This is a genomic window from Streptomyces sp. NPDC101191 (genome assembly GCF_044767915.1).
In the GTDB taxonomy this organism is placed as follows: domain Bacteria; phylum Actinomycetota; class Actinomycetes; order Streptomycetales; family Streptomycetaceae; genus Streptomyces.
Genome location: NZ_JBIWOU010000008.1, coordinates 142306 through 168548, shown reverse-complemented (window position 1 = coordinate 168548; position 26243 = coordinate 142306). Strand labels below are relative to the sequence as shown.

Annotated in this window: 19 protein-coding genes; 12 read left to right on the top strand and 7 right to left on the bottom strand. The window is 70.2% G+C overall.

Annotated features, from left to right (window positions below; translation table 11 throughout):
• Positions 1 to 3: 3 nt before the first annotated feature.
• Entirely contained in the window at positions 4 to 810 is an 807-nt protein-coding gene (locus ACIRQF_RS29115; protein WP_376628857.1) for a PaaX family transcriptional regulator C-terminal domain-containing protein, read from the bottom strand.
• A 4-nt stretch (positions 811 to 814) separates the two neighbouring features.
• Entirely contained in the window at positions 815 to 2470 is a 1656-nt protein-coding gene (locus ACIRQF_RS29110) for an AMP-binding protein (protein ID WP_404096375.1), read from the bottom strand.
• A gap of 220 nt (positions 2471 to 2690) precedes the next feature.
• Here ACIRQF_RS29110 and ACIRQF_RS29105 point away from each other — a divergent pair, with 220 nt between their 5' ends.
• The 3 genes from ACIRQF_RS29105 to ACIRQF_RS29095 all read left to right on the top strand — a co-directional run bounded on the left by ACIRQF_RS29105 (position 2691) and on the right by ACIRQF_RS29095 (position 5882).
• Positions 2691 to 3821: an acyl-CoA dehydrogenase family protein gene (locus tag ACIRQF_RS29105; RefSeq protein WP_404096372.1), complete on the top strand. Its 1131-nt coding sequence runs from the start codon at positions 2691 to 2693 to the stop codon at positions 3819 to 3821.
• A complete protein-coding gene (locus tag ACIRQF_RS29100) occupies positions 3818 to 4216 on the top strand; it encodes a RidA family protein (RefSeq protein ID WP_403522085.1) in 399 nt (132 codons plus the stop codon). The genes ACIRQF_RS29105 and ACIRQF_RS29100 overlap by 4 nt, the downstream gene beginning before the upstream one ends.
• 115 nt (positions 4217 to 4331) lie before the next feature.
• Positions 4332 to 5882, top strand: a complete 1551-nt coding sequence (locus tag ACIRQF_RS29095; protein WP_376628865.1) for an MFS transporter — start codon at positions 4332 to 4334, stop codon at positions 5880 to 5882.
• Positions 5883 to 5996: 114 nt separating this feature from the next.
• On the opposite strand, the gene ACIRQF_RS29090 is transcribed toward ACIRQF_RS29095, so the two are convergent.
• The 4 genes from ACIRQF_RS29090 to ACIRQF_RS29075 all read right to left on the bottom strand — a co-directional run bounded on the left by ACIRQF_RS29090 (position 5997) and on the right by ACIRQF_RS29075 (position 9700).
• A complete protein-coding gene (locus ACIRQF_RS29090; RefSeq protein ID WP_404096368.1) occupies positions 5997 to 6722 on the bottom strand; it encodes a methylmalonyl-CoA mutase family protein in 726 nt (241 codons plus the stop codon).
• A gap of 295 nt (positions 6723 to 7017) precedes the next feature.
• Positions 7018 to 8547, bottom strand: a complete 1530-nt coding sequence (locus ACIRQF_RS29085) for a helix-turn-helix domain-containing protein (RefSeq protein ID WP_404096366.1) — start codon at positions 8545 to 8547, stop codon at positions 7018 to 7020.
• Between the two features lie 50 nt (positions 8548 to 8597).
• Positions 8598 to 8954, bottom strand: coding sequence for a VOC family protein (locus tag ACIRQF_RS29080; RefSeq protein WP_376628893.1), 357 nt, complete (start codon positions 8952 to 8954; stop codon positions 8598 to 8600).
• A gap of 56 nt (positions 8955 to 9010) precedes the next feature.
• Positions 9011 to 9700, bottom strand: a complete 690-nt coding sequence (locus tag ACIRQF_RS29075) for a sigma-70 family RNA polymerase sigma factor (protein ID WP_404096363.1) — start codon at positions 9698 to 9700, stop codon at positions 9011 to 9013.
• A gap of 66 nt (positions 9701 to 9766) precedes the next feature.
• Between ACIRQF_RS29075 and ACIRQF_RS29070 the strand changes: the two genes are divergently transcribed.
• Both ACIRQF_RS29070 and acnA read left to right on the top strand, forming a co-directional pair.
• Complete coding sequence (locus tag ACIRQF_RS29070; RefSeq protein ID WP_404096361.1) at positions 9767 to 10615, top strand: alpha/beta fold hydrolase; 849 nt, start codon at positions 9767 to 9769, stop codon at positions 10613 to 10615.
• Positions 10616 to 10961: 346 nt separating this feature from the next.
• The gene (acnA, locus tag ACIRQF_RS29065) at positions 10962 to 13676 is read left to right on the top strand and encodes an aconitate hydratase AcnA (RefSeq protein ID WP_404096359.1); all 2715 of its coding nucleotides are present in this window, start codon (positions 10962 to 10964) and stop codon (positions 13674 to 13676) included.
• A 59-nt stretch (positions 13677 to 13735) separates the two neighbouring features.
• On the opposite strand, the gene ACIRQF_RS29060 is transcribed toward acnA, so the two are convergent.
• Positions 13736 to 17551, bottom strand: coding sequence for a GH92 family glycosyl hydrolase (locus ACIRQF_RS29060; RefSeq protein WP_404096356.1), 3816 nt, complete (start codon positions 17549 to 17551; stop codon positions 13736 to 13738).
• A 381-nt stretch (positions 17552 to 17932) separates the two neighbouring features.
• Between ACIRQF_RS29060 and ngcE the strand changes: the two genes are divergently transcribed.
• The 7 genes from ngcE (at position 17933) to ACIRQF_RS29025 (ending at position 26237) form a co-directional block, all read left to right on the top strand.
• Complete coding sequence (ngcE, locus tag ACIRQF_RS29055; RefSeq protein WP_382481525.1) at positions 17933 to 19372, top strand: N-acetylglucosamine/diacetylchitobiose ABC transporter substrate-binding protein; 1440 nt, start codon at positions 17933 to 17935, stop codon at positions 19370 to 19372.
• A gap of 55 nt (positions 19373 to 19427) precedes the next feature.
• Positions 19428 to 20357 carry a carbohydrate ABC transporter permease gene (locus ACIRQF_RS29050; protein ID WP_376628905.1) on the top strand — a complete coding sequence of 310 codons (930 nt, stop codon included), beginning with the start codon at positions 19428 to 19430 and terminating at the stop codon, positions 20355 to 20357.
• A gap of 15 nt (positions 20358 to 20372) precedes the next feature.
• On the top strand, positions 20373 to 21314 hold the full coding sequence (locus ACIRQF_RS29045; RefSeq protein ID WP_376628907.1) for a carbohydrate ABC transporter permease: 942 nt from the start codon (positions 20373 to 20375) through the stop codon (positions 21312 to 21314).
• A 155-nt stretch (positions 21315 to 21469) separates the two neighbouring features.
• Positions 21470 to 22708 carry an ROK family protein gene (locus ACIRQF_RS29040; RefSeq protein ID WP_404096352.1) on the top strand — a complete coding sequence of 413 codons (1239 nt, stop codon included), beginning with the start codon at positions 21470 to 21472 and terminating at the stop codon, positions 22706 to 22708.
• Between the two features lie 122 nt (positions 22709 to 22830).
• Positions 22831 to 23931 carry a sugar ABC transporter substrate-binding protein gene (locus ACIRQF_RS29035; RefSeq protein ID WP_376628911.1) on the top strand — a complete coding sequence of 367 codons (1101 nt, stop codon included), beginning with the start codon at positions 22831 to 22833 and terminating at the stop codon, positions 23929 to 23931.
• Between the two features lie 171 nt (positions 23932 to 24102).
• Positions 24103 to 24918, top strand: a complete 816-nt coding sequence (locus ACIRQF_RS29030) for an ATP-binding cassette domain-containing protein (protein WP_376628913.1) — start codon at positions 24103 to 24105, stop codon at positions 24916 to 24918.
• Positions 24915 to 26237 (top strand): sugar ABC transporter permease, encoded by a 1323-nt coding sequence (locus tag ACIRQF_RS29025; RefSeq protein ID WP_376628915.1) that lies wholly within the window; start codon positions 24915 to 24917, stop codon positions 26235 to 26237. Before ACIRQF_RS29030 ends, ACIRQF_RS29025 begins: the two co-directional genes overlap by 4 nt.
• The last annotated feature ends 6 nt before the right edge of the window (positions 26238 to 26243 follow it).

Here is a 26243-nt window from a genome sequence, read left to right as displayed (position 1 = left end):
CGGTCACACCCGCACGAACCGCGCGCCCAGGGCGTGCAGGCGCTCGTGCAGGGCCAGGAAGACCTCCGCCGAGCGGGTGCCCGGCCAGTTCTCCGGGAGGAGCGCGAGCGGCAGGACCGGGTCCGCGTACGGCAGCCGGCGCCAGGAGTCGAGGGCGAGCAGATAGGCGCGGTAGGCCTCCTCCGGGGTGCCCGGGGCGGCCGACCAGGCGCGCAGGACCGGCTCGTGGGCGTCCAGGAACTCCTCGTGGAGCTTGGCGATCGACGGCAGGTCCCACCAGCGGGCCACCGCCTCCGCCGTCGGCGCGAAGCCCAGGTGGTCGCCGCGGAAGAGGTCCACGTACGCGGCGAGGTCGAGCCGCTCCAGGGTGTGCCGGGTCTCCTCGTGGAGGCGGGCCGGCGCGATCCAGACACCCGGGGCGGCCGAGCCGAAGCCGAGCCGGGCGAGCCGCGAACGCAGCAGGTGGCGCTTGTGGCGCTCGGCCTCGGGCACGGAGAACACGGCGAGCACCCAGCCGTCCGACAGGGCCGGCTCGGTGCGGGCGTAGATACGGCGGTCGCCGTCCTCCAGGAGCATCCGCGCGTCGTCCGAGAGCGCGTACCCGGCGGCGCCGTCCGCCGTGCGCCCCGGCAGCAGCAGCCCGCGGCGCTTCAGCCGGGAGACGGAGGAGCGCACCGACGGGGCGTCCACGCCGAGCACCGCGAGGAGCCGGATCAGCTCCGCCACGGGCATCGGCGCGCCGTCGGGCAACCGCCCGTACGCGCCGTACAGGGAGACGATCAGGGATCGGGGGGTGTGCTGCTCGGCCACGTGATCACTTTAGGGGGCCGGGGTCCCGCGCGTCGTCCCGCAGCCGGTAGCGCTGGAGCTTCCCCGTCGCCGTGCGGGGCAGCGCGTCCATGAAGACGATCTCGCGCGGCGACTTGTACGGGGCGAGCCGGGAGCGGACGAAGGTCCGCAGCGCCGCGGCCGTGGCCGAGTCGTGCGGCACCCCGTCCCGCACCACCGTGTACGCCACCACGACCTGGCCACGCCGTTCGTCGGGCCGGCCGATCACCGCCGTCTCCACGACGTCGGGGTGGGCGAGCAGGGCCTCCTCGACCTGTGGGCCGGCGATGTTGTACCCGGCCGAGATGATCATGTCGTCGGCCCGGGACACGTAGCGGAAGTAGCCGTCCGGGTCGCGTACGTAGGTGTCGCCGGTGATGTTCCAGCCGTCCCTCACGTACTCCGCCTGCCGCGGGTCGGCGAGATAGCGGCAGCCGACCGGGCCGCGGACCGCGAGCAGCCCCTCCTCGCCGTCCGGCAGCTCCTTCAGGCCGGGCCCCTCCCGGTCGACGATCCGCGCCTGCCAGCCGGGCACCGGCCGGCCGGTGGTGCCGGGGCGTATCTCGCCGTCGGCGGCGGAGATGAAGATGTGCAGCAGTTCGGTCGCGCCGATGCCGTTGATCAGCTTCACCCCGGTCCGCTCCCGCCAGGCCTCCCAGGTCGCCGTCGGCAGGTTCTCGCCCGCGGACACGCAGCGGCGCAGCGAGTCGAGGTCGTGGCCGTGCCCGGGCTTGTCGAGCTCGTCCAGCATCACGCGGTACGCGGTCGGCGCCGTGAACAGCACCGACACCCGGTGCTGCTCGATCGCGGCGAGCAGCTGCTGCGGGCCGGCCTGCTCCAGCAGGACCGCGCACGCCCCGGCCCGCAGGGGGAAGACGACGAGCCCGCCGAGACCGAAGGTGAAGCCGAGCGGCGGGGAGCCGGCGAAGACGTCGTCCGGCTCCGGCCGCAGGACGTGCGCGGAGAAGGTGTCGGCGGCGGCGAGCACGTCACGGTGGAAGTGCAGGCATCCCTTGGGGCGCCCGGTGGTCCCGGAGGTGAAGGCGATGAGGGCCACGTCGTCGGCGGCGGTGTCCACCGCGTCGTACCGCGCGGGCTTGCCGATCGCGAGGCTGAGCAGGTCGTCCGGGCCGTCCCCGCCGTACGGCGTGATGCGCAGGCCCGGCACCTCGGCCGCGAGCAGTTCGTCGACCGCCCGCACGTCGCACAGGGCGTGGGTGCAGCGGGCCATCTCGCACATGACGGCCAGCTCCCGGGCCCGCTGCTGGGCGAGCACGGTCACGGCGACCGCGCCGGTCTTCATCACGGCGAGCCAGCAGGCCGCGAGCCACGGCGTGGTCGGGCCGCGGAGCAGCACCCGGTTGCCGGGGCGGACGCCCAGGTCGGCGTCGAGCACGTGGGCGATCCGGTCGACCCGTTCGCGCAGCTGCCCGTACGTCCAGACGCCGCCCTCGCCGTCCAGGAAGACCTTCCGCTCGGGGCCGAACCGCTCCACCGTGCGGTCGAGGAGCTCGGCGCCGCAGTTGAGCCGGTCGGGGTAGGCGAGCGAGGGCAGGTCGAAGAGGAGCTTCGGCCACTGTCCGGCGGGCGGCAGATGGTCGCGGGCGAAGGTGTCCAGATGGGCCGAGGGCGTCAGCTCCACGTCCGTCCCCCTGTTCGGTGGGATGTTCCTCTGTCGCGTGGTGTGCGTGGCTCGCTGGGATCGCGAGGCTCGTGCGGCTTTCGCGGATCGCTGGCTCGTCGTGATGGGGTCGACCGTCGCCCCACGAGCGTATCGTGATGGTGACGACAGTCAACGGTTCGCGATACAAGCCAGCTCGTCGCCCGTCCGGCGGCCGACGGGCGCGCCAGAGAGGGCCCCGATGGCCGCATTCTCGCTCGATCCCGAACAGACCGCCTGGTGCGCGTCGCTGCGCGGCCTCGCCGCCGAGCAACTGCGCCCCCTCGCCGACAAGGGCGAGCCCGGCCGCGTCAACCGCCCGCTCGTCGCCGCCCTCGGCAGCCACGGACTGCTCGCCCGCCTCTTCGACTCGGGCGCCCTCGACCTGTGCCTCATGCGCGAGTCGCTCGCCCACGCCTGCACCGAGGCCGAGACCGCCCTCGCTCTCCAGGGCCTCGGCGCCCACCCCGTCGCCGCCCACGGCAGCGCCGCCCAGCGCGCCCGCTGGCTCCCCGAGGTCGTCGCCGGTCGCGCCGTCGCCGCCTTCGCCCTCTCCGAGCCGGGCGCCGGCTCCGACGCCGCCGCCCTGGCCCTGGACGCCGTACCGGACCCGGCGACCGGCGGCTGGCGCCTCCACGGCGAGAAGCGCTGGATCTCGAACGCGCCCGAGGCGGACTTCGCGACCGTCTTCGCCCGAACGGGCGACAGCACGGGCGGCGCCCGCGGCGTCACCGCCTTCCTGGTGCCCGCCGGGCGCCCCGGGCTGTCCGGCGAGCCCCTCGACATGCTCGCGCCGCACGCCCTCGGGAGCCTCGTCTTCGACGGCGTACCCGTCGGCCCCGAGGACGTCCTCGGGGCGCCCGGCGAGGGCTTCCGGGTCGCCATGACCACCCTCAACCTCTTCCGCCCCAGCGTCGGCGCCTTCGCCGTCGGCATGGCCCAGGCCGCCCTCGACGCCACCCTCGCCCACACCTCCGCCCGGCCCGCCTTCGGCGGCGTGCTCGCCGACCTCCAGGCCGTCGCCCACCAGGTCGCCGAGATGGCCACCCGCACCGAGGCCGCCCGGCTCCTCGTCTACGCGGCGGCCGAGGCGTACGACCGCGGCGGGGCGGACGTGCCGCGCCGCGCGGCCATGGCGAAACTGCTCGCGACGGAGACCGCCCAGTACGTCGTCGACACCGCCGTGCAGCTGCACGGCGCCCGTGCCCTGCAGCGCGGACACCTCCTGGAACACCTCTACCGGGAGGTGCGGGCACCCCGGATCTACGAAGGGGCCACCGAGGTCCAGCGCACCATCATCGCCAAGGAGCTCTACCGGGAGGTCCGTCCATGAGCCTGCACCGCCACAACCCCGCCGAGCTCTCCCCGCCCACCGGCTTCAGCCACGCCGTCACCGCCACCGGCACGCGGCTGGTCTTCCTCGCCGGGCAGACCAGCCTCGACCGGGACGGCAAGGTCACCGGGGACACCCTGCCCGAGCAGTTCGAGACGGCCCTCGCCAACCTCCTCGCCGCCCTCCGGCACGCCGGCGGCTCGCCCGCGGACCTCGCCCGCGTGACCGTCTACACCACGGACGTCGACGCCTATCGCCGGAACGCCCCCGAACTCGGCCGCATCTGGCACCGCTTGGCCGGCCGCGACTACCCGGCGATGGCCGTGATCGGGGTCGTCCGCCTGTGGGACGACCCGGCCCTGGTCGAACTCGACGGCTTCGCGGTGCTGGACTGACCGGTTTCCCCCGGACGGGGGATGCCCTTGATCAACTGGTCACGCCCGGGGGCCGGGCTTAGTGTCGAAAGGTGGACTGACCGGCCCCTTCCCGCAGGTGAGGGCACGATGCGTCATGAGCACTCCGAAGCCGACGACCCCGCAACAGACCGCCGCCCCGAAGTCGGGCGGCGACGGCAAGGGCATCGCCCTCTTCGTGATCGCCTCCTGCCAGCTGATGGTGGTCCTCGACATCACCATCGTGAACGTCGCCCTCCCGCACATCCAGGAAGCGCTGGACTTCTCCACCACCAGCCTGTCGTGGGTCGTCAACGCCTACACGCTGACCTTCGGCGGCCTGCTGCTCCTCGGCGGGCGCACCGGTGACATCCTGGGCCGGCGCCGCGTCTTCATGTTCGGCGTCCTGCTCTTCGGGCTCGCCTCCCTGTTCTGCGGACTTGCCCAGAGCGAGGGCCAGCTCCTCGCGGCCCGCGCGCTCCAGGGCGTCGGCGGCGCCATCGCCTCGCCGACGTCGCTCTCCCTCATCACCACGACCTTCGACGAAGGACCGGAGCGCAACCGGGCCTTCGGCGTCTTCGCGGGCGTCTCGGCGGGCGGCGGCGCGATAGGCCTGGTCGCCGGCGGCATGCTCGTCGAATGGCTCGACTGGCGCTGGATCTTCTTCGTGAACGTGCCGATCGCCGTGCTCATCGCCTTCCTCACGCCCCGGCACGTCAAGGAGTCCGAACGGCACCCCGGACACTTCGACCTCGCCGGCGCCCTCTTCTCGACCCTCGGCATGGTCGCCCTGGTGTACGGCTTCATCCGCGCCGCCCAGGAGGGCTGGCGGGATCCTTACACCATCGGTTCCTTCGTGGCGGCCATCCTCCTGCTCGTGGCCTTCGTCTTCAACGAACGGCGCTCGCAGCAGCCCATCACCCCGCTGCACATGTTCGCCGACCGCAACCGCTCCGGCACCTACGCCATCATGCTGTGCCTGGCGGCGGCGATCTTCGGGATGTTCTTCTTCCTCACCCTGTTCGTCCAGCAGGTCCTGGGCTTCAGCCCGCTCTCGACCGGACTCGCCTTCCTGCCGGTCAGCGCGATCATCGCGGTCGGCGCGGGGCTCACCTCCAACCTGCTGCCGCGTTACGGACCCAAACCCTTCATGGTGACCGGCTCTCTCCTGGCCGCGGGAGGCCTGTCCTGGCTGACGCTGACCGACGTCGACTCCACCTACCTCGGCAGCATCCTCGGACCGATCCTGGTCTTCGGTCTCGGCATGGGCCTGATGTTCGTCTCCCTCACGATCATGGCGCTGTCCAACGTCGAACCCCAGGAGGCCGGAGCCGCCTCGGGACTGCTCAACGCCATGCAGCAGGTGGGCGGTTCGCTGGGCCTGTCGATCCTCGTCACGGTCTTCGGCACCGCCAGCCGCAACGAGGCGGAGACCCAGGTGCCCCTCTTCCTCTCGCAGGCGACCCCCCTGCAGAAGGCCGCGTTCGCCAAGACCGGCGAACTCCCCCCACCGTGGGCCGACCAGGTGCTTACCTCCGGCGTCTCGGCCGGATTCATCACGGCCGCCATCTTCGGCGTGGTCGCCTTCTTCATCGCCCTGTTCGTCATCAAGGTCCGCGCCTCGGACCTCGAACGCCTGCAGGGCGGGGCGATGGTGCCACCGGGCTGAGGGCCCCGGGTGTCGGGGGCGCCGTCCCGGCCTCACGTCCGGCGCGGCGGCGCCCCGGCAGGTCGACCGGCCTCAGGCCGTCCGGCGTGGCGTTCCCTGCGGGCCGGCCCGGCCTCAGGCCGTCCGGCGTGGCGCTCCCTGCGGGCCGACCCCGCCGCCCCACACCTCGCGCAGCGTCCCGTAGACCTCGCCCACCGTCGCGCCCGACCTGAGCGCGTCCTTCATCGGCGGGAGCACCCCGTCCGTACCCCAGGCGGCCTTGTGCACCCGCAACAGCGCCTCGCCGACCAGGTCCTGGTCCCGCCAGGCCCGCAGCTTCGCCAGCCGCTCCCGCTGCCGGGACTCCAGCACCGGGCACGGCAGACAGGCCGCGTCCGGCGGGGGAGCGGCCACCTCGCGGAAGGTCCAGCCGGGCAGTTCGGCGCGGAGGTACGCGAGGACGTCGGCGCCCGGCCGCGGCGCGGCGGACGCCGGGAAGACCCGTGGCCCGCCCGCACCCCCGGTACCCAGGACGCCCTTCATCCGGCGGGCCGGAACGCCCTGCTCCTCGCCGACCAGCTGGCACAGCAGGAGCAGCGCCCCGGCCGGGTCGGCGGCGGTCAGGGTCACCGACACCGCGCCCAGCCGGATCCCCCGGAAGAGCACGCGCATGTCGTCGACCGAGTCGATCGCCACCCCGGCCCGCCCCACCCGCCCGGCGGCCTCGCGGCTGTCGGAGTCGTAGCCCTGCCGGGTGGGGACGTCGACGACGACGGCCAGCGCCCGCGCGCCGCCGTCGGCCCGTCTCCTCAGATACTCGTTGGACTCCACCGCGGTACCGGGACCCGTGTAGTGGTGCACCGTCGTGCCTCCCTCGGACCGGCTCGACGTCGGCGAACAGCGGTCCCGGACCCATGAATACCCAGGCGGGGGCCCGGGGGGAACCGCCGGGCGGTGCCCCGAGCGACGAGTTTCCGGACGCCGGGGCGGACGAGGTCGCCGAGGCTGATGCGGACGCCGAGGGTGATGCGGACGCCGAAGCGGCCGCGGCCGCACCGGCGTCCGACGGGCGGCCCGCAAACGGCCGGAGGCCCCGTCACCCCCGGAGCGGGGGTGACGGGGCCTCGGCCTCAGCGGCTCATCCGGGCGCTTCGTCCTAGATGTCCCGGAAGATCTCGATCTGAGCCCCCACCGAGTTCAGGCGCTCCGCCAGTTCCTCGTACCCGCGGTTGATGACGTAGACGTTGCGCAGCACCGAGGTGCCCTCCGCCGCCATCATCGCGAGGAGGACGACCACCGCCGGGCGCAGGGCCGGCGGGCACATCATCTCGGCGGCGCGCCAGCGGGTGGGGCCCTCGACCAGGACGCGGTGGGGGTCGAGGAGCTGGAGGCGGCCGCCGAGGCGGTTGAGGTCGGTGAGGTAGATGGCGCGGTTGTCGTAGACCCAGTCGTGGATGAGCGTCTTGCCCTGGGCGGTGGCCGCGATGGCCGCGAAGAAGGGGACGTTGTCGATGTTGAGGCCCGGGAAGGGCATCGGGTGGATCTTGTCGATCGGCGCCTCCAGCTTGGAGGGGCGGACCGTGAGGTCGACCAGGCGGGTGCGGCCGTTGTCCGCCGCGTACTCGGCCGAGCGGTCGTGGTCGAGGCCCATCTCCTCCAGGACCGCGAGCTCGATCTCCATGAACTCGATGGGGACCCGGCGGATCGTCAGCTCCGACTCGGTGACGACGGCCGCCGCGAGCAGGCTCATCGCCTCGACCGGGTCCTCGGAGGGGGAGTAGTCGACGTCGACGTCGATCTGCGGGATGCCGTGCACGGTCAGGGTCGTGGTGCCGATGCCCTCGACCCGGACGCCGAGCGCCTCCAGGAAGAAGCACAGGTCCTGGACCATGTAGTTGGAGGAGGCGTTGCGGATGACCGTGACGCCGTCGTGGCGGGCGGCCGCGAGCAGGGCGTTCTCGGTGACGGTGTCGCCGCGCTCGGTCAGGACGATCGGGCGGTCGGGGGTGACGGACTGCTCGACCTGCGCGTGGTAGAGGCCCTCGGTCGCGGTGATGTCGAGGCCGAAGCGGCGCAGCGCGATCATGTGGGGCTCGATCGTGCGGGTGCCGAGGTCGCAGCCGCCGGCGTAGGGCAGCTTGAAACGGTCCATGCGGTGCAGCAGCGGGCCGAGGAACATGATGATCGACCGGGTGCGGATCGCGGCCTCGGCGTCGATGGACTCCATGTCCAGCTCGGCCGGCGGCACGATCTCCAGGTCGACGCCCTCGTTGATCCAGCGGGTGCGGACGCCGATCGAGTTGAGGACCTCCAGGAGACGGAAGACCTCCTCGATGCGGGCGACCCGGCGCAGCACCGTGCGGCCCGAGTTGAGGAGCGAGGCGCACAGCAGCGCGACACAGGCGTTCTTGCTCGTCTTGACGTCGATGGCGCCGGAGAGCCGACGGCGGCCGACGACCCGCAGGTGCATCGGTCCGGCGTAACCGAGAGCGACGATCTCGCTGTCGAGGGCTTCGCCGATGCGGGCGATCATCTCAAGGCTGATGTTCTGATTGCCGCGTTCGATCCGGTTGACGGCGCTCTGGCTGGTGCCGAGTGCTTCGGCCAGCTGCGTCTGGGTCCAGCCGCGGTGCTGACGGGCGTCACGGATGAGCTTGCCGATGCGTACGAGGTAGTCGTCTGCCATGGCGTCACGTTATCTCAGATATGAGATGACGCTCGCGGTGGGGTAGGCCATCAGGGTGACAGGCTGTGGGCAATGGGGTGATGCGGTTCGTACAGCGGCAGTTCGGTTCCGCTCGGCAGCCGTACGGAGCAGACCCGGCCCCAGCCCTCGTCGGTGACGGGTCGTGGGGCCACGGCCCCGCGGTCTTCCAGTGCGGCCAGGGTCGCGGCGATGTCGTCGCACATCAGGTAGACCTCGCTGCGGGGTTCGCCCTCGGTGGGGTGCACCGCGATCTCGGCCGGCGGCAGCTTGAAGATGAGCCATCCGCGCCCGGCGTCGACGTGGTCGAAGCCGAGGACGTCCTTGAGGAAGTCCCGGTCCGCCTCCGCGTCCCGACTGTAGAGGATCACATGCGCGCCGCTGAACATGACTCAATTGTCGGAGTCAGTCCGGTTCGCGGCAATTGTGTTGCGGCCATCCGGGCTCAGATGTCGCCCCGCAGGCGTACGCGCTGGATCTGGCACGCGAGCGTCCGCCGTGCCGACGCCGACCCGGCCGGTCCTTCGTCCGTGCGGGCCGTGGAACGCACGTCCAGGCAACGCGCGATTGCGTCATAGACGACCCGGTATGCGGGAAATGCCGCCCCCGTCGCATGCTCCCGGAGGTCCTCCTCCATCAGGCGCCGGAGCGCGTCCACGTTCTGCTCGGTGAACCGCTTCCGGCCCCGGGCCAGGACGTGCACCAGGCGCGAGCAGTGGGCGCCGTCGTCCAGGGCTTCCGAGATCTCCTCGGCCAGCCCCCACAGCCGCCCTTCCAGCCAGGGGGTGTCGTGCTGGTCCAGCGACATGTCGACCGCCCCGACGGTCCGCTCCTTGGCCACCTGCTTGGAGACGGCCGGCTGGCTCATGCCGGCGAGGCGGGCGAGCCGGTCCTGGGTCCAGCCGGCCCCTGCGAAGGCCTGGATCATCTCGGCGCGCAGGCGGCGCATCTCCTCGCCCGCGCGGATGATCTCGTTCATTCCCGCGAATATTTGCCCGACTTGTTCCTCGGACATCCGCCCGACCTGTTCCTCGGACATCTGCCCGACCTGTTCCTCGGGCATCCGGCCGATCTGGTCGCCGGACATCCCCCCGGTCCGCTCCTGGGGCCTGCCCGCGCTCTCGTCGTCTGTCACAACTCAGTTATACCCGCATCCGGCAGGGACTCGACAGATCTCATAACCAGGTTGTACAACGTGGTTATGCATCAAGAACGACGTGACACCCTCACCGCCGCCGACGGCACCCGGCTCGCCCACCGCCTCACCGGATCGGGCCGCCCCCTCCTCTGCGTCCCGGGCGGCCCCGCCGACTCCGCCTACCTCGGCGACCTCGGCGGACTCTCCGCCCGCCGCACCCTCGTCGTCCCCGACCTGCGCGGTACCGGGGCCTCCGCCCGGCCCGCGGACCCCGCCACGTACCGCTGCGACCGGCTCGTCGACGACATCGAGGCGCTGCGCGCGCACCTCGGCCTCGACCGGGTCGATCTGCTCGGCCACTCGGCCGGGGCCAACATCGCCCTCCAGTACGCCGCCCGCCATCCGCACCGGGTGGCCCGGCTCGTCCTCGTCACCCCGGGGCTGCGCGCGGTCGGCGTCGACGTCCCGGCCGAGGCTCGGCTCGCCCTCGCCCTGCGGCGCGCGCACGAGCCCTGGTTCCCTGCCGCCTTCGCCGCCCTGGAAGCGATCAACGACGGCACCGGCTCCGACTGGGAGGCCGTCGCGCCCTTCCGGTACGGGCGCTGGGACGATGCCGCCCGCCGGCACCACGCCGCGGGCCGGCCGGACAATGCGGACGCCGTCGCCGGCTTCGGCGCCGAGGGCGCCTTCACCCCGGCCGCCACGCGTGCCGCGCTCGCCCGTCTCGCCTCGCCCGTGCTGCTGCTCGCGGGGGAGTTCGACCTCAACAGCCCGCCGAGCGCGGTGGCCGAACTCCTGGACCTGATGCCGGATGCCTCCGTCACCGTCCAGCCCGGAGCCGGGCACTACCCCTGGCTCGACGACCCGGACACCTTCACGGCGTCGCTCCTCACCTTCCTGGGCACCGCCTGATCGGCGGAGGCGGGTGATCGGGCAGAGGCGGACGAGAGGGTGGACCGGGGACGGCGCCGCCAGCGGATCCGCGCCGTCCTTCCGAAGCGCGGCGCCGCCGACCCGGCGGACTCGGACCGCGTGCGCGCCGTCCTCGCGGCGAAGCCGCAGCGGCTCGGGCGCATGCCGGGCATGACCGACCGCCGGTCATGTACTAGAGTTATCTCGACATCGAGATATCTGCCGAGGCGCACCGCTGCCGCCACCCCGGTAAGGATTACCTAACTTAGCCTTACCTTAGCGGATCGACGACGTGTACGTGGCGGCAGGATGTGGTGGAACGCGCACATATATGAAGGAGACTGTCGTGTCGGCGAACAGCTTCGACGCCCGCGCAACGCTGCGCGTGGGTGACGAGTCCTACGAGATCTTCCGCCTGGACAAGGTGGAGGGCTCGGCCCGGCTCCCCTACAGCCTGAAGGTCCTCCTCGAGAACCTTCTCCGCACCGAGGACGGCGCGAACATCACCGCCGACCACATCCGGGCCCTGGGCAACTGGGACTCGCAGGCCCAGCCGAGCCAGGAGATCCAGTTCACGCCGGCCCGCGTGATCATGCAGGACTTCACCGGTGTCCCCTGTGTCGTCGACCTCGCCACCATGCGTGAGGCCGTCGCGGCGCTCGGCGGCGACCCGGCGAAGATCAACCCGCTCTCCCCGGCCGAGATGGTCATCGACCACTCCGTCATCGCCGACAAGTTCGGCACCAACGACGCGTTCGCGCAGAACGTCGAGCTGGAGTACGGCCGCAACCGCGAGCGCTACCAGTTCCTGCGCTGGGGCCAGACCGCCTTCGACGACTTCAAGGTCGTCCCGCCGGGCACCGGCATCGTCCACCAGGTGAACATCGAGCACCTGGCGCGCACGGTCATGGTCCGCAACGGCCAGGCCTACCCCGACACCCTCGTCGGCACCGACTCGCACACCACCATGGTCAACGGCCTCGGCGTCCTCGGCTGGGGCGTCGGCGGCATCGAGGCCGAGGCCGCGATGCTCGGCCAGCCGGTCTCCATGCTGATCCCGCGCGTGGTCGGCTTCAAGCTCACCGGGGAGCTGCCCACCGGCACCACCGCCACCGACCTGGTCCTCACGATCACCGAGATGCTGCGCAAGCACGGCGTCGTCGGCAAGTTCGTCGAGTTCTACGGTGAGGGCGTCGCCGCCACCTCCCTCGCCAACCGCGCCACCATCGGCAACATGTCGCCGGAGTTCGGCTCCACCGCCGCGATCTTCCCGATCGACGGCGAGACCCTGAACTACCTCAAGCTCACCGGCCGCTCCGAGCAGCAGGTCGCGCTCGTCGAGGCGTACGCCAAGGAGCAGGGCCTCTGGCTGGACCCGTCCGCCGAGCCCGACTTCTCCGAGAAGCTGGAGCTCGACCTCTCCACCGTCGTCCCGTCGATCGCCGGCCCGAAGCGCCCGCAGGACCGCATCGTCCTCGCGAACGCCGCCGAGCAGTTCGCCCAGGACGTCCGCAACTACGTCGACATGGTCGACGAGGCGGGCCAGGAGTCCTTCCCGGCCTCCGACGCCCCGGCCGTCAGCAGCACCGTCCCGTCGAACCCGGTCCAGGTCACCGCCCCCGACGGCTCGACCTACACGCTCGACCACGGCGCGGTGACGGTCGCGGCCATCACCTCCTGCACCAACACCTCGAACCCGTACGTCATGGTCGCCGCCGCGCTCGTTGCGAAGAAGGCCGTGGAGAAGGGCCTGACCCGCAAGCCGTGGGTCAAGACCACCCTCGCCCCGGGCTCGAAGGTCGTCACCGACTACTTCGACAAGGCGGGCCTGACCCCGTACCTCGACAAGGTCGGCTTCAACCTCGTCGGCTACGGCTGCACCACCTGCATCGGCAACTCCGGCCCGCTGCCGGAGGAGGTCTCCAAGGCCGTCAACGAGCACGACCTCGCGGTCACCTCGGTCCTCTCCGGCAACCGGAACTTCGAGGGCCGGATCAACCCCGACGTCAAGATGAACTACCTGGCCTCCCCGCCGCTGGTCGTCGCGTACGCCCTCGCCGGGTCCATGAAGGTGGACATCACCAAGGACGCCCTCGGCACCGACCAGGACGGCAAGCCGGTCTACCTGGCCGACATCTGGCCCTCCGAGGCCGAGGTCAACGACGTCGTCGCCAACGCCATCGGCGAGGACATGTTCTCGAAGTCCTACCAGGACGTGTTCGCCGGCGACGCCCAGTGGCAGGCGCTGTCGATCCCGACCGGCAACACCTTCGAGTGGGACGCCGAGTCGACCTACGTCCGGAAGCCCCCGTACTTCGAGGGCATGACGATGGAGACCACCCCGGTCACCGACATCACCGGCGCGCGCGTGCTGGCGAAGCTCGGCGACTCGGTCACCACCGACCACATCTCCCCGGCCGGTGCCATCAAGGCCGACACCCCGGCCGGCAAGTACCTCACCGAGCATGGTGTGGAGCGTCGCGACTTCAACTCCTACGGCTCGCGCCGTGGCAACCACGAGGTCATGATCCGCGGCACCTTCGCCAACATCCGCCTGCGCAACCAGATCGCGCCGGGCACCGAGGGCGGCTTCACGCGTGACTTCACGCAGGAGGGCGGCCCGGTCTCCTTCATCTACGACGCCTCGCAGAACTACCAGGCCGCCGGCACCCCGCTGGTCATCCTCGGTGGCAAGGAGTACGGCTCCGGCTCGTCCCGTGACTGGGCGGCCAAGGGCACCGCGCTCCTCGGCGTCAAGGCCGTCATCACCGAGTCGTACGAGCGCATCCACCGCTCGAACCTCATCGGCATGGGCGTCCTGCCGCTGCAGTTCCCGGCCGGCCAGTCGGCCGACTCGCTCGGTCTGACCGGTGAGGAGACCTTCTCCATCACCGGCATCACCGAGCTGAACGAGGGCACGACCCCGAGCACGGTCAAGGTCATCACCGACACCGGTGTCGAGTTCGACGCGGTCGTCCGCATCGACACCCCCGGTGAGGCGGACTACTACCGCAACGGCGGCATCATGCAGTACGTGCTGCGCAACCTGATCCGCGGCTAAGGATCAGCAGTAAGGGCCCGTCTCCGAGGAGACGGGCCCTTACGCATGTCCGCGGAACGTCAGCCGAGCAGCTCGGCCTCCGCGAGCTCACCGCCCGTACCGGCCGCCACCAGCCGGTACTTCGCGTACGTGCCGGGCGCCGACACCGAGAACACCCGGGTCTGGCGCGCCCAGGCGAAGGACTCGCCGTCGCGCCGGTCCAGGTCCTTCCAGGTCACACCGTCCGCCGAGCCCTGGAGCACCCAGCTCGCCGGCGCCTTCGCCCGGTCCGCCGACGAGGTCAGCGTGTACTGGACAGCCTTCACCGGACCCGCCACCGGGAGCCCGACCGGGCCGGACACCGGCCCCGCCGTCACCGAGGTGTCGTCGAACAGCGGCCCCGCCCCCTTCACCAGGTCCGCGCGCGGTGCCGGCACCTTGTCGTCCTTGGTGATCGAGACCGGGCCGGCCGAGGCGCCCGTGCCCCAGGCCGAGGGCTGCGGACCCATGTCGAACTTCAGCGTGCCGCCCCGGGCCAGCAGGTCGTGCGGCAGCGCCGTCGAGTTCCACCGCTGCCCGTTCAGCTTCACGCCCTGGACGTAGATGTTGCGCGCGCTGTTGCGCGGGGCCTCGACGACCAGCGTGCGCCCGTTGTCCATCCGTACGGTCGCCTTCGTGAAGAGCGGGGAGCCGATCGCGTACTCCCCGCTGCCCATCACCAGCGGATAGAAGCCGAGCGCGGAGAAGAGGAACCAGGCCGACTGCTCGCCGTTGTCCTCGTCGCCGTGGTAGCCCTGCCCGATCTCGCTGCCGGTGTACAGGCGGGAGAGGACCTCGCGGACCGTCGAAGCCGTCTTCCAGGGCTGCCCGGCCGCGTCGTACATGTACGGCACGTGGTGCGCGACCTGGTTGGAGTGCCCGTACATGCCCATCCGCACGTCCCGCGCCTCCGTCATCTCGTGGATGACGCTGCCGTACGAGCCGGCGACGTCCGGGCTCGCCGTCTCCGGCGTCGAGAAGTACGCGTCGAGCTTCTTCGCGAGGCCCGCCCGCCCGCCGTACAGGTTGGCGAGGCCCCGGGAGTCCTGCGGGGCGGTGAAGGCGTAGCCCCAGCCGTTGGTCTCCGTGTAGTCGTAGCCCCAGATCCGCGGGTCGTAGGAGGCCGAGGGAACGCGCCAGGCGCCCGCGGCGTCCCGGCCCTGGAAGAAGCCGGCCTTCGTGTCGAAGAGGGAGACGTAGGAGCGCGCACGGTTGAGGAAGTACGCGGACTCCTCCTGGTAGCGCTTCCTGCCGGTCTTCTCGTAGAGCGCCTGGCCCATCCTCGCGATGCCGTAGTCGTTGAGATAGCCCTCCAGGGACCAGGAGAGGCCCTCGTGGGTCTCGGTCGAGGCGTAGCCGGTGAACGGGGAGGTCTCCATGCCCTTGCGGCCGACGCCCCGGCTGGGAGCCACGACGGTCGCGTTCTTCAGGGCCGCCTCGTACGCCGCCTCCGCGTCGAAGTCGACGCCCTTCACGTACGCGTCCGCGAAGGCCACGTCCGAGGAGGTGCCGGTCATCAGGTCCGCGTAGCCGGGGGAGGACCAGCGGGAGATCCACCCGCCGTCCTTGTACTGCTGCACGAAGCCGTCGACCAGCTCGCCCGCCTTCCGCGGGGTGAGGAGGGAGTAGGCCGGCCAGGTCGTCCGGTAGGTGTCCCAGAAGCCGTTGTTGACGTACGCCCTGCCCGTGACGATCTTCGCGCCGGTCCGGGTCGGGGTGTCGGGCCCGGCCGGGGCGGAGAAGGGGCTGGCGTACCTGTCCTCGGAACCGACCTTCTCGTAGGCGGAGTTGGGGTAGAGGTACAGCCGGTAGAGGCTGGAGTAGAGGGTGACGAGCTGGTCGTGGGTCGCGCCCTCGACCGTGATCCGGCCGAGCACCTCGTCCCAGGCGTCCTGCGCCCGCGCCCGCACGGTGCCGAAGTCCGTGCCCTCCGGGATCTCGCCGGCGAGGTTCGCCTTCGCCTGGTCGACCGAGATCAGGGAGGTCGCGATCCGCAGGGTCACCGTGCGGTCGGCGCCCGCGTCGAAGCGCAGGTGCCCCCGCACGCCCTGTGCCGCGGAGTCCGTGACGGGCGCGTCGAAGACGCCGTACACGAACATCCGGCCCGCGCCCGTGGACAGCCCGCTCTTCACGTCGGAGTAGGCGGTGAAGGAACGGGTCGCCGGGTCGACGGTGAGTCCGCCCTGGGCGGTGACGTTGTCCAGGACGACGCTCGCGTCCTCGCCCGGATAGGTGAACCGCATGACGGCCGCGTGGTCGGCCGGGGCGACCTCCGCCTTCAGACCGTTCTCGAACGTGACGCCGTAGTAGTGCGGCTTCGCCGACTCGTTCGTGTGGCGGAAGGGGAGCGCGCGGGCGCCCTTGTCGGCCGGTGGGCTGCCCGCGGCGGCCGAGGGCATCACCTGGAAGGTCTGCCGGTCGCCCATCCAGGGGCTCGGCTGATGGCTGACGGACAGCGCCTGCAGGGTCGGCAGGTTGTCCGCGTTGTTGCCGCGCGCGTACTCGTAGATCCAGCTCTGCGTCGCCGCGTTGGTCACCGGCGTCCAGAAGTTGAAGCCGTGCGGCACCGCGGTGGCCGGGAAGGTGTTGCCGCGGGAGAAGGAGCCGGAGGAGTTGGTCCCGCGCAGGGTCGAGGCGTAGTCGGAGAGGCGCGCGTACGGCTCCCGCGGCTGCTCCGGCGCGATCGAGAGGTCGTCGAGCCAGCCCTGGAACTTGCCCGGGCCCTTGGGGGAGTCGTAGGCCACCAGGATCCGGTCCACGGTCTTGCCGTTGGCGACCTCGCCGATCCGGGCGGTGACCTGGTTCCACTGGTTGACGTAGAGGCGCTTGGCGGCGCCCTGACCCTGCGGGGTGAGGAGTCCGCCGTAGGTGTCGGTGGCGCCGAGTTCGCTCAGATAGGTGCCGTCGGTGAAGGCGAGGTCCACGGACACGTTCGTGGCCGGGTAGTTCAGGTCGGTCTCGGACGCCGACATCGACGGGAAGATCTTGTAGGAGAGCTCGGTGTTGCGCACGACCCGGGTGTCGACGTCGAAGACCTTGTTGTACGAGTAGGCCCGGCCGTCGGCCTTGTGGGTGCCGGCGTAGCGCAGTGCGCGCTTGCCGGTGAAGCCCACGCCGGCCTTGGCGGTGGGGGAGCCGCTGGGGCCGCGGTCGACCTGGCTGCGCATCTCCTCCGGGACGGGCTGTGAGGTGTCCCCGTTCGAGAATTGAACGTCGGAGAGCTGGGTGAGCCCCGCACCGGCGTTCTTGGTGATCTCCAGGCGGTAGTGGGCGTAGGCCGTCGCGCCGCCGCCCGGGATGTCGTACGTCCTGGTCTCGAAGCGCTTGGTGAAGCTCTCGCCGGCGCGGGTGTCGAGGACGGTCCACTCGTTGCCGTCCGTCGAGCCCTTGAGGGTCCAGTCCCGCGGATCGCGCTCCGCGGCGTCGTTGGCCGAGGTCAGCGCGTACGTCGCGAGCTTCACCGGCTGGTCGAGGTCGAACTCCAGCCAGGCCGTGGGCTCGAAGACGAGCCACTTGGTACCCGGTTGGAGGTCGACCAGATTCTCCTTGACCTCGCCGGAGCCCGCGTTCTCGCCGCTGGCGCGCACGGTGGTGACGTGGTCGGTGACGTTGCCGGGGATGCCGGTGACGAATCCGCCGTCCACGCCCGAGGCGCGCTTCCTCCCGTCGGGTCCGACTTCTACGGTGTTGCGCCAGGTGGGCTGGGTTTCCTCCGGTTCGAAGGAGGTGGTGAACTCCCGTACGGATCCGCCGGGTTGTTCCGTTGTGCCCGGAAGCGCCTGAGCCACCGCGGGGGTGAGGCTCAGGACCAGCGCCGCCGAGGCCACCAGGGAGACCGCTCTGAGATGGGGGTGCATGCCGTGTCGTCGCTCCTGCCGCTGGTTCTAGACAACGTTGTCAAACCGGTCGCGCAAGAACCAAGGAGAAGGGCAAGTCGCAGGTGGTGTCAAGGGTGTTGACGGCAATTCGAGGGAGGAAACGGGGCAGAAACGCCTCGGATATCCCGCAGGTCTCAACTCGGAGAAGACTGCCGGGGAAAGCTGGTTTCGATCTTGCTCCGGCGGCGGGAAGTGGACTATACCTGTCGGCGTCCCGCCCGTCGTAGACACCGACGACGGCCCGACGCCTGCACGACCCAGCTGCAATTGACCGCGGTGGCGGGGCCCTTCGCCTGTGGCGAATTCTGTACGGGCGACCGGTACACCGCCTGAGTCCTGAATGAAGGCGAGGACTTGAGCATGGGATCCACCTCCGCCCGGCACGATGAGGGCCTCGGCCGTCGCGATCTGATCAAGCGTTCCGCCGCCCTCGGTCTGATCTCGGTGCCGACCATGAGTTTCCTGTCCGCGTGCGCCTCCAGCGGTGGCGACAGCACGGACAACGACAAGCCCAAGGGCGAGAAGACGAAGGACAATCCGTTCGGCGTCGCCAAGGGCGGCAAGATCGACGTCGTCGTCTTCAAGGGCGGATACGGCGACGACTACGCCAAGGCGTGGGAGGCCAGCTTCGAAAAGAAGTGGGGCATCACCGCCACCCACACGGGCACCCAGGAGATCACCGGCAAGCTCCAGCCGCGCTTCAACGCCGGCAACCCGCCGGACATCGTCGACGACTCCGGCGCCCAGAAGATCAAGATCGACGTCCTGCACAAGAACGGGCAGCTGCTGGACCTCGCCGAGGTCCTCGACGCGCCGTCCGTGGACGACCCGGCCAAGAAGGTCCGCGACACCCTGATCCCGGGCACCATCGACGCCGGTGTCCTGGAGGGCAAGACCGTCGCCCTCAACTACATCTACACGGTGTGGGGCCTGTGGTACTCCGGCAAGCTCTTCAAGGAGAAGGGCTGGAAGGAGCCGAAGACCTGGGACGAGTTCCTCGCCATCTGCAAGGACGCCACCGCCCAGGGCATCGGCGGACTCGCCCACCAGGGCAAGTTCCCGTACTACATCAACGTCGCCATCATGGACCTGATCGCCAAGAAGGGCGGTCTGGACGCCATGAAGGCGATCGACAACCTCGACCCCAAGGCCTTCGTCGGCTCCGCCGCGGCCAAGGAGGCCGTCGAGGCGATCTACGAGGTGGTCGAGAAGGGCTACCTCATGCCCGGCACCAACGGCCTCACCCACACCGAGTCGCAGACCCGCTGGAACCAGTACAAGGCCGCGTTCATCACCTGTGGCTCCTGGCTGGAGAACGAGCAGCTCAAGCAGACCCCGGCCGACTTCGACATGAAGTTCATGCCGATGCCGGTGCTGCCCGGCAGCGCGATGCCGTACGAGGCGATCCGCGCCGGCTCCGGTGAACCCTTCATCATCCCCTCCAAGGCCAAGAACCTGGCCGAGGCGAAGGAGTTCATGCGGATGATGCTCTCGAAGGAGTGGTCGACGCTCTTCGCGAAGGAGGCCAACTCCCTCACCATCCTGCAGGACGGCGTGGACCCGGGCGTCAAGCTGCGCCCCGGCACCCAGTCCACGGTCGAGGCGTCCAAGGCGGCCGGCACCAACACGTTCCGCTACCTGTACACCGAGTGGTACAGCGAGATGGACACGGAGATCCAGAACGCCTCCAACGAGCTGATGGCCAAGCGCATCCAGCCCGCGGAATGGCTCAAGCGGGCGCAGGCCGCGGTCGACAAGGCGGCCAAGGACCCGGCGTCCAAGAACAACCACCGCGCCTGACACGCGGAACCTACTCGCGTATCACTCCGCCGGGGACATCAGGGACAGGAACGCCATGCGCAAAGGGCAGTACAAGTTCGTCACGGGATTTCTCTTCATACCCGTGGCCCTCTATCTGGTCTTCGTCATCTGGCCGTACATCCAGACGTTCGGCTACTCGCTGACCGACTGGAAGGGCCAGTCGCAGACCTTCTCCTTCGTCGGGCTCGACAATTACGTCGCGCTGTTCGAGGACGACATCTTCCTGGGAGCGGTCTGGCACAACATCCTGTTCCTGGTGTTCATCCCGGTGATCACCATTCTGCTCGCCCTCTTCTTCGCCTTCATGGTGAACGCGGGCGGGCGGAGCCGGGCCGGCGGCGTCGCGGGTGTCGCCGGGTCCAAGTTCTACAAGGTCGTCTACTTCTTCCCGCAGGTGCTCTCGCTCGCGATCCTCGCCGTCCTCTTCGGCGCGGTGTACCGCAGCGACACCGGCGGCATGCTCAACGGCCTGCTGCTGAAGCTCGGCCTCATCGAGGCCGACCAGCCGGTCGAGTGGCTGAACGAGCCCAGCTTCGTCCTGTGGGCCCTCGTCGCGGTCGTCGTCTGGCACGGCGTGGGCTTCTACCTCGTGCTGTTCTCCGCCGCCATGCAGTCCATCCCCCGGGACATCTACGAGGCGGCGCTGATCGACGGCGCCGGCCGGGCCCAGTCCTTCTTCCGCATCACGCTGCCGCTGCTGTGGGACGCCGTGCAGACCGCCTGGGTCTACCTCGGCATCGTGGCCATGGACATGTTCGTCCTGGTCTCCACCATGACCCAGGGCGAGTTCGGCGGTGGCCCCGACCACCACAGCGAGACCATGTCGACGGTCATGATGCGCAACTTCCTCTACTTCGGTAAGAGCGGTTACGCCTGCGCCATGGGCGTGGTCATGCTGCTGCTCACCCTGATCGTGTCCGTGGTCACGCTGCGCGCCACCCGCCGCGAGCGCCTCGAGTTCTGAGCGGGAGAACCCACGATGACTGCACCCATCCAGAAGTCCGACGCCCCCGTCACGAGTGCCGCCGTACCCCGGCAGCGCGCGGCCGGCAAGGGGAGCACCCCGGCCCCGGGCCCCGCCCGTGAGGGCACCGTCCTCAACGTCTTCTCGCACGGCTTCCTCGCCCTCTGGGCGCTGATGATCGTGCTGCCGCTGATCTGGCTCGTACTGAGCTCCTTCAAGACGGACTCCCAGATCGCCGGGTCGGCCTTCGGCTGGCCGGCCAACTGGTCCCTCGACGTCTTCGGCCGCGCCTGGAACAAGGGCATCGGCGACTACTTCGTGAACACGATCGTCGTCCTGGTGTTCTCGGTGCCGCTGACCATGCTCTTCGGCTCCATGGCGGCCTACGTGCTGGCGCGCTACCAGTTCTGGGGCAACCGGCTCATCTACTACTTCTTCGTGGCCGGCGCGATGTTCCCGGTCTTCCTGGCGCTCGTCCCGCTCTTCTTCATGGTCAAGATGCTCGGGATGCTCAACACGTACCAGGGCCTGGTCCTGGTGTACGTCGCCTACTCGATGCCGTTCACCGTCTTCTTCATGCACTCCTTCTTCAGGACGCTGCCGACGGCCGTCTTCGAGGCCGCGATCCTGGACGGCGCCTCGCACACCCGGGCCTTCTTCCAGGTGATGCTCCCGATGGCCAAGCCGGGCCTGCTCAGCGTCGGCATCTTCAACACGCTGGGGCAGTGGAACCAGTTCCTGCTCCCGACCGTGCTGATGCAGCCGCAGAGCGGTGACGACCCCGAGCGCTACGTGCTCACCCAGGGCCTGATCCAGCTCCAGCAGCAGCAGGGCTACGAGACCGACCTGCCGGTGCTCTTCGCCGGCGTGACCATCGCCATGATCCCCATGCTCGTCGTCTACCTGTCCTTCCAGCGGCAGGTCCAGGCGGGTCTCACTTCGGCCACGCTCAAGTAACAAGGTCGCCGATCCACGGTCCGGTCCCGGGGCTCCGTCCCGGGACCGGACCTTTTGCGTCCGTTTTCGACTACCGTCGAGGACTTGACGACGACAAGCCCTACGAAGGAGCTTGGAGTTCATAACTTGTACACGTCGTAGGGTGGAGAGAGTCAATGGAGACTCCGGGGTCGCAGTCCTCGCTGCACCGGGCCAATCTCGAGCGGGTCGTCCGGGCGGTAAGGATGGCCGGATCGCTCACCCAGGCGGAGATCGCCCGGGCGACGGGCCTGTCCGCCGCCACGGTCTCCAACATCGTGCGGGAGCTGAAGGACGGTGGGACGGTCGAGGTCACCCCGACCTCCGCCGGGGGCCGCCGGGCCCGCAGCGTCTCGCTGAGCGGCGACGCCGGCATCGTCATCGGCGTCGACTTCGGCCACACCCACCTGCGGGTCGCGGTCGGCAACCTGGCCCACCAGGTGCTCGCCGAGGAGGCCGAGCCGCTGGACGTGGACGCCTCGTCCGCGGAGGGCTTCGACCGGGCGGAGCAGCTGGTCAGCAGGCTGATCGCGGCCACCGGCATCGGCCGGGACAAGGTCGTCGGCGTCGGTCTCGGCGTGCCGGGCCCGATCGACGTCTCCTCGGGCACCCTGGGCTCCACGTCGATCCTGCCGGGCTGGAGCGGGATCAATCCCGCCGACGAGCTCTCCGGCCGCCTCGGCGTCCCCGTGCACGTCGACAACGACGCCAACCTCGGCGCGCTCGGCGAGCTGGTCTGGGGCAGCGGCCGGGGGGTGAAGGACCTCGCGTACATCAAGGTCGCCAGCGGTGTCGGCGCCGGTCTGGTGATCGACGGGCGGGTCTACCGCGGCCCGGGCGGCACCGCGGGGGAGATCGGGCACATCACGCTCGACGAGTCGGGCCCGGTCTGCCGCTGCGGCAACCGGGGCTGCCTGGAGACCTTCACGGCCGCCCGCTACGTGCTGCCGCTGCTGCAGCCCAGCCACGGCCCGGACCTGACCATGGAACGGGTGGTCCAGCTGGCCAGGGAGGGCGACCCCGGCTGCCGCCGGGTGATCGCCGACGTCGGGCGGCACATCGGCAGCGGTATCGCCAACCTCTGTAACCTCCTGAACCCCAGCCGGGTGGTGCTCGGCGGCGACCTCGCAGAGGCCGGAGAACTGGTCCTGGCGCCCATCAGGGACTCCGTGTCGCGCTATGCCATCCCCAGCGCCGCCCGGCAGCTTTCGCTGGCCCCTGGGGCGCTGGGCGGGCGCGCGGAGGTGCTCGGCGCCCTTGCCCTGGTTCTTAGCGAGATGGGCGATTCGACTCTTTTGGAAGGCTCCGGGGGGTCCGCGAGCAATGCGGGCACCCCGTCGGGCACCGCGGCGACTCGGACGCCTGCCTTCACTTAGATAACGAATGGCACCGTTGTCGTCTCGTTAAGGATTTACTCCTTGACGTCGACCCGGCGGCCGAGTTGACTTCCAGCCACCTCGGCCGCAATGTCGCGGCCTCGTCAGGGAGGCAACCCCACATGAACGCAGTGACGCGTCGCGTCGTCATAGGCACGGCCGCGGTTTCCATGGCCCTCTCCCTTGCCGCCTGTGGCCAGGCCGGCGACAACGGGTCCGGCGACGGCAACGGCGGCGACGGCAAGACCATCGGTCTGCTGCTGCCGGAGAACAAGACCACGCGCTACGAGACCTTCGACCGCCCGATCATCGAGGCGAAGATCAAGGCCCTCTGTTCGGACTGCGAGGTCAAGTACAACAACGCCGCGCAGGACACCGAGACGCAGAAGAAGCAGTTCGACGCGCTCGTGACGCAGGGCGTCAAGGTCATCATCCTGGACTCGGTCGACTACAAGGCCACCAAGTCCTGGGTCCAGCAGGCCGAGAAGAAGGGCGTCAAGGTCGTCGCGTACGACCGCCTGGCCGAGGGCCCGATCTCCGCCTACGTCTCGTACGACAACGAGAAGATCGGCCGCCTCCAGGGCGAGGCGCTCGTGAAGGCGCTCGGCGACAAGGCGAAGGACGCCAACGTTGTCATGATCAACGGCTCGCCGACCGACCCCAACGCCCCGCTGTTCAAGAAGGGTGCCCACAGCGTCCTCGACAGCGGCGTCAAGAAGGTCGTCTACGAGCAGGACATCCCGGACTGGTCCCCGGACGAGGCCAACAAGAAGATGGGTGCCGCCATCGACTCGCTGGGCAAGACCGGCTTCCAGGGCGTGTACTCCGCCAACGACGGCATGGCCGGCGGCATCATCACCGCCCTCAACAAGCAGGCCGTCAAGGTCCCGGTCGGCGGCCAGGACGCCGAACTCGCGGGTCTGCAGCGCATCCTGAAGGGCGACCAGGCCTTCACGATCTACAAGCAGATCAAGCCCGAGGCCGAGACGACCGCCGAGATCGCGGTCAAGCTCCTCAAGGGCGAGAAGATCGACGACCTCGTCCCGGTCAAGGTCACCAGCCTCACCGGTGAGTTCAAGGACATCCCGGCGAAGCTCTACGACGCGCAGGTCGTGACCAAGGAGAACATCGCCTCCACGATCATCGCCGACAACGTCTACAAGGCGGCCGACATCTGCACCGCCGAGTACAAGGCGGCCTGCGAGGCGGCGGGCATCAAGTAGCCCGCCGGGCCCCCGGGCCCGCCCGCGCCCCCCACGCAGAAACGGTCCGGCGCCCCGCCCCGTCCTCCACGCCCCGCAAGCGGGGGCGGGGCGCCGGACTCCCCACGTACCCCCTCCTCCCCTCCGAGGGGGTCCTCGCACCACATCCCCGCCGGTCAGGCGGCGAAGGAGATGATTCACGTGTCCGCTACGCCCGTGCTGGCGTTGCGCGGGGTCTCCAAGCGGTTCGGCGCCGTCCAGGTGCTCACCGATGTCGATCTGGAGATCCACGCCGGAGAGGTCGTCGCCCTCGTGGGCGACAACGGCGCCGGCAAGTCGACCCTCGTCAAGACGATCTCGGGTGTCCACCCGATCGACGAGGGCACCATCGAGTGGGACGGTCGACCCGTCCAGATCACCAAGCCGCACGACTCCCAGAACCTCGGGGTCGCGACCGTCTACCAGGACCTCGCACTCTGCGACAACCTGGACGTCGTCGCGAACCTCTTCCTCGGCAGCGAGCTCAGCTCCGGCTCCGTCCTCGACGAGATCGCCATGGAGAAGCGCGCCCGGGAACTCCTGGACACCCTGTCCATCCGGATCCCGTCGGTCCGCATACCCGTCGCCGCCCTCTCCGGCGGCCAGCGCCAGGTCGTGGCCATCGCCCGCGCCCTGATCGGCGACCCGAAGATCGTCATCCTGGACGAGCCCACCGCCGCCCTCGGCGTCGAGCAGACCGCACAGGTGCTCGACCTCGTGGAGCGGCTGCGCGAGCGCGGCCACGGCGTCATCCTCATCAGCCACAACATGGCCGACGTGCGCGCCGTCGCGGACCGCGTCGCCGTGCTCCGCCTCGGCCGCAACAACGGCGACTTCCAGGTCGCCGAGACCAGCCACGAAGAGATCATCGCCGCCATCACCGGCGCCACGGACAACGCCGTGACCCGCAGGCAGGCCCGTAAGGCCGAGACCACCGAGAACACCGCCGTGAAGGGGGCCGCCAAGTGAGCGAGCTCGCCAAGACCCCCGAAGCCTCCGAGGTCCCCGAGGCGCCCTCCGAGGCCACCGGGGCACCCGTCGAGGCCTCCGCGGCGCCCGTCCCGGCCGTCGACCCCCGCCTCCTCGTCCGCGAGGAGGGCTTCAAGGGCTACTGGACGGAGTTCACCCGCAAGATCCGCGGCGGTGAGCTCGGCTCCCTGCCCGTGGTCCTGGGCCTGATCGTCATCGCGATCGTCTTCCAGCTCCAGAACAGCAACTTCCTGTCCGCGAGCTCCGTCGCCAACGTCGCCGTCTACGCCTCCGGCCTCGGCATCATGGCGGTCGGCATCGTCTTCGTCCTCGTCCTCGGCGAGATCGACCTGTCGATGGGCTCCGTCGCCGGCGTCGGCGCGGCCGTCTGGGCCGGCCTGCAGGTCAGCAACGGGATGAACCAGTGGGTGGCCATCGTGCTCGCGGTGCTCTCCGGCACCGCCATCGGCGCGCTCCACGGCTTCTTCTTCGCGAAGATCGGCGTTCCCGCCTTCGTCGTCACCCTCGCGGGCTTCCTCGGCTGGATGGGCTTCCAGGAGTGGCTCATGGGTGGCGAGGGCTCCATCAACACGCCGTCCGGCAGCGTGGTGGAGAACCTCACCAACTACTTCTTCGCCGACAAGATCGCCGCCTATGGCCTCGCCCTGGTCGCGGTCGCCGCGTACGTGCTCTCCCTGCTGCGTGACAGCAGCCGCCGCAAGGCCGCCCGGCTCCCGGCCCGCCCGGTCAGCGAGATCGTGCTGCGCGCCGCCGTCGTCGCCGTCCTGGTCTTCGTCGTCGCCTACGTGATGAACGAGCCCGCCGGCGCCCGCGGCCTGCCGCTCGCCCTGGTGCTCTTCCTGGCCGTCCTGGTGCTCGCCGACTTCGTCGCCCGCCGCACCCTCTTCGGCCGCAAGGTCTTCGCGGTCGGCGGCAACGCCGAGGCGGCCCGCCGCGCCGGCATCAACGTCGACCTGGTCCGGATCGCCGTCTTCGCGATCTCCGGCACCCTCGCCGCCTTCGGCGGCCTGTTCATCGCGAGCCTCTCCGGCGGTGCGACCAAGAGCCTCGGCGGCGGCAACACGCTGATGCTGGTCATCGCCGCGGCCGTGATCGGCGGCACCAGCCTCTTCGGCGGCCGCGGCAAGGTCTGGTCGGCGCTCCTGGGCATGATCGTGATCCAGTCGATCCAGCAGGGCCTGAACATGATCGGCATGTCCAACGCGATCCAGAACATGATCACCGGCGCGGTGCTGCTCGCCGCCGTCGTGATCGACTCGGTCTCCCGCCGTACGCAGAAGACCGCGGGCCGAGCCTGATGCCCG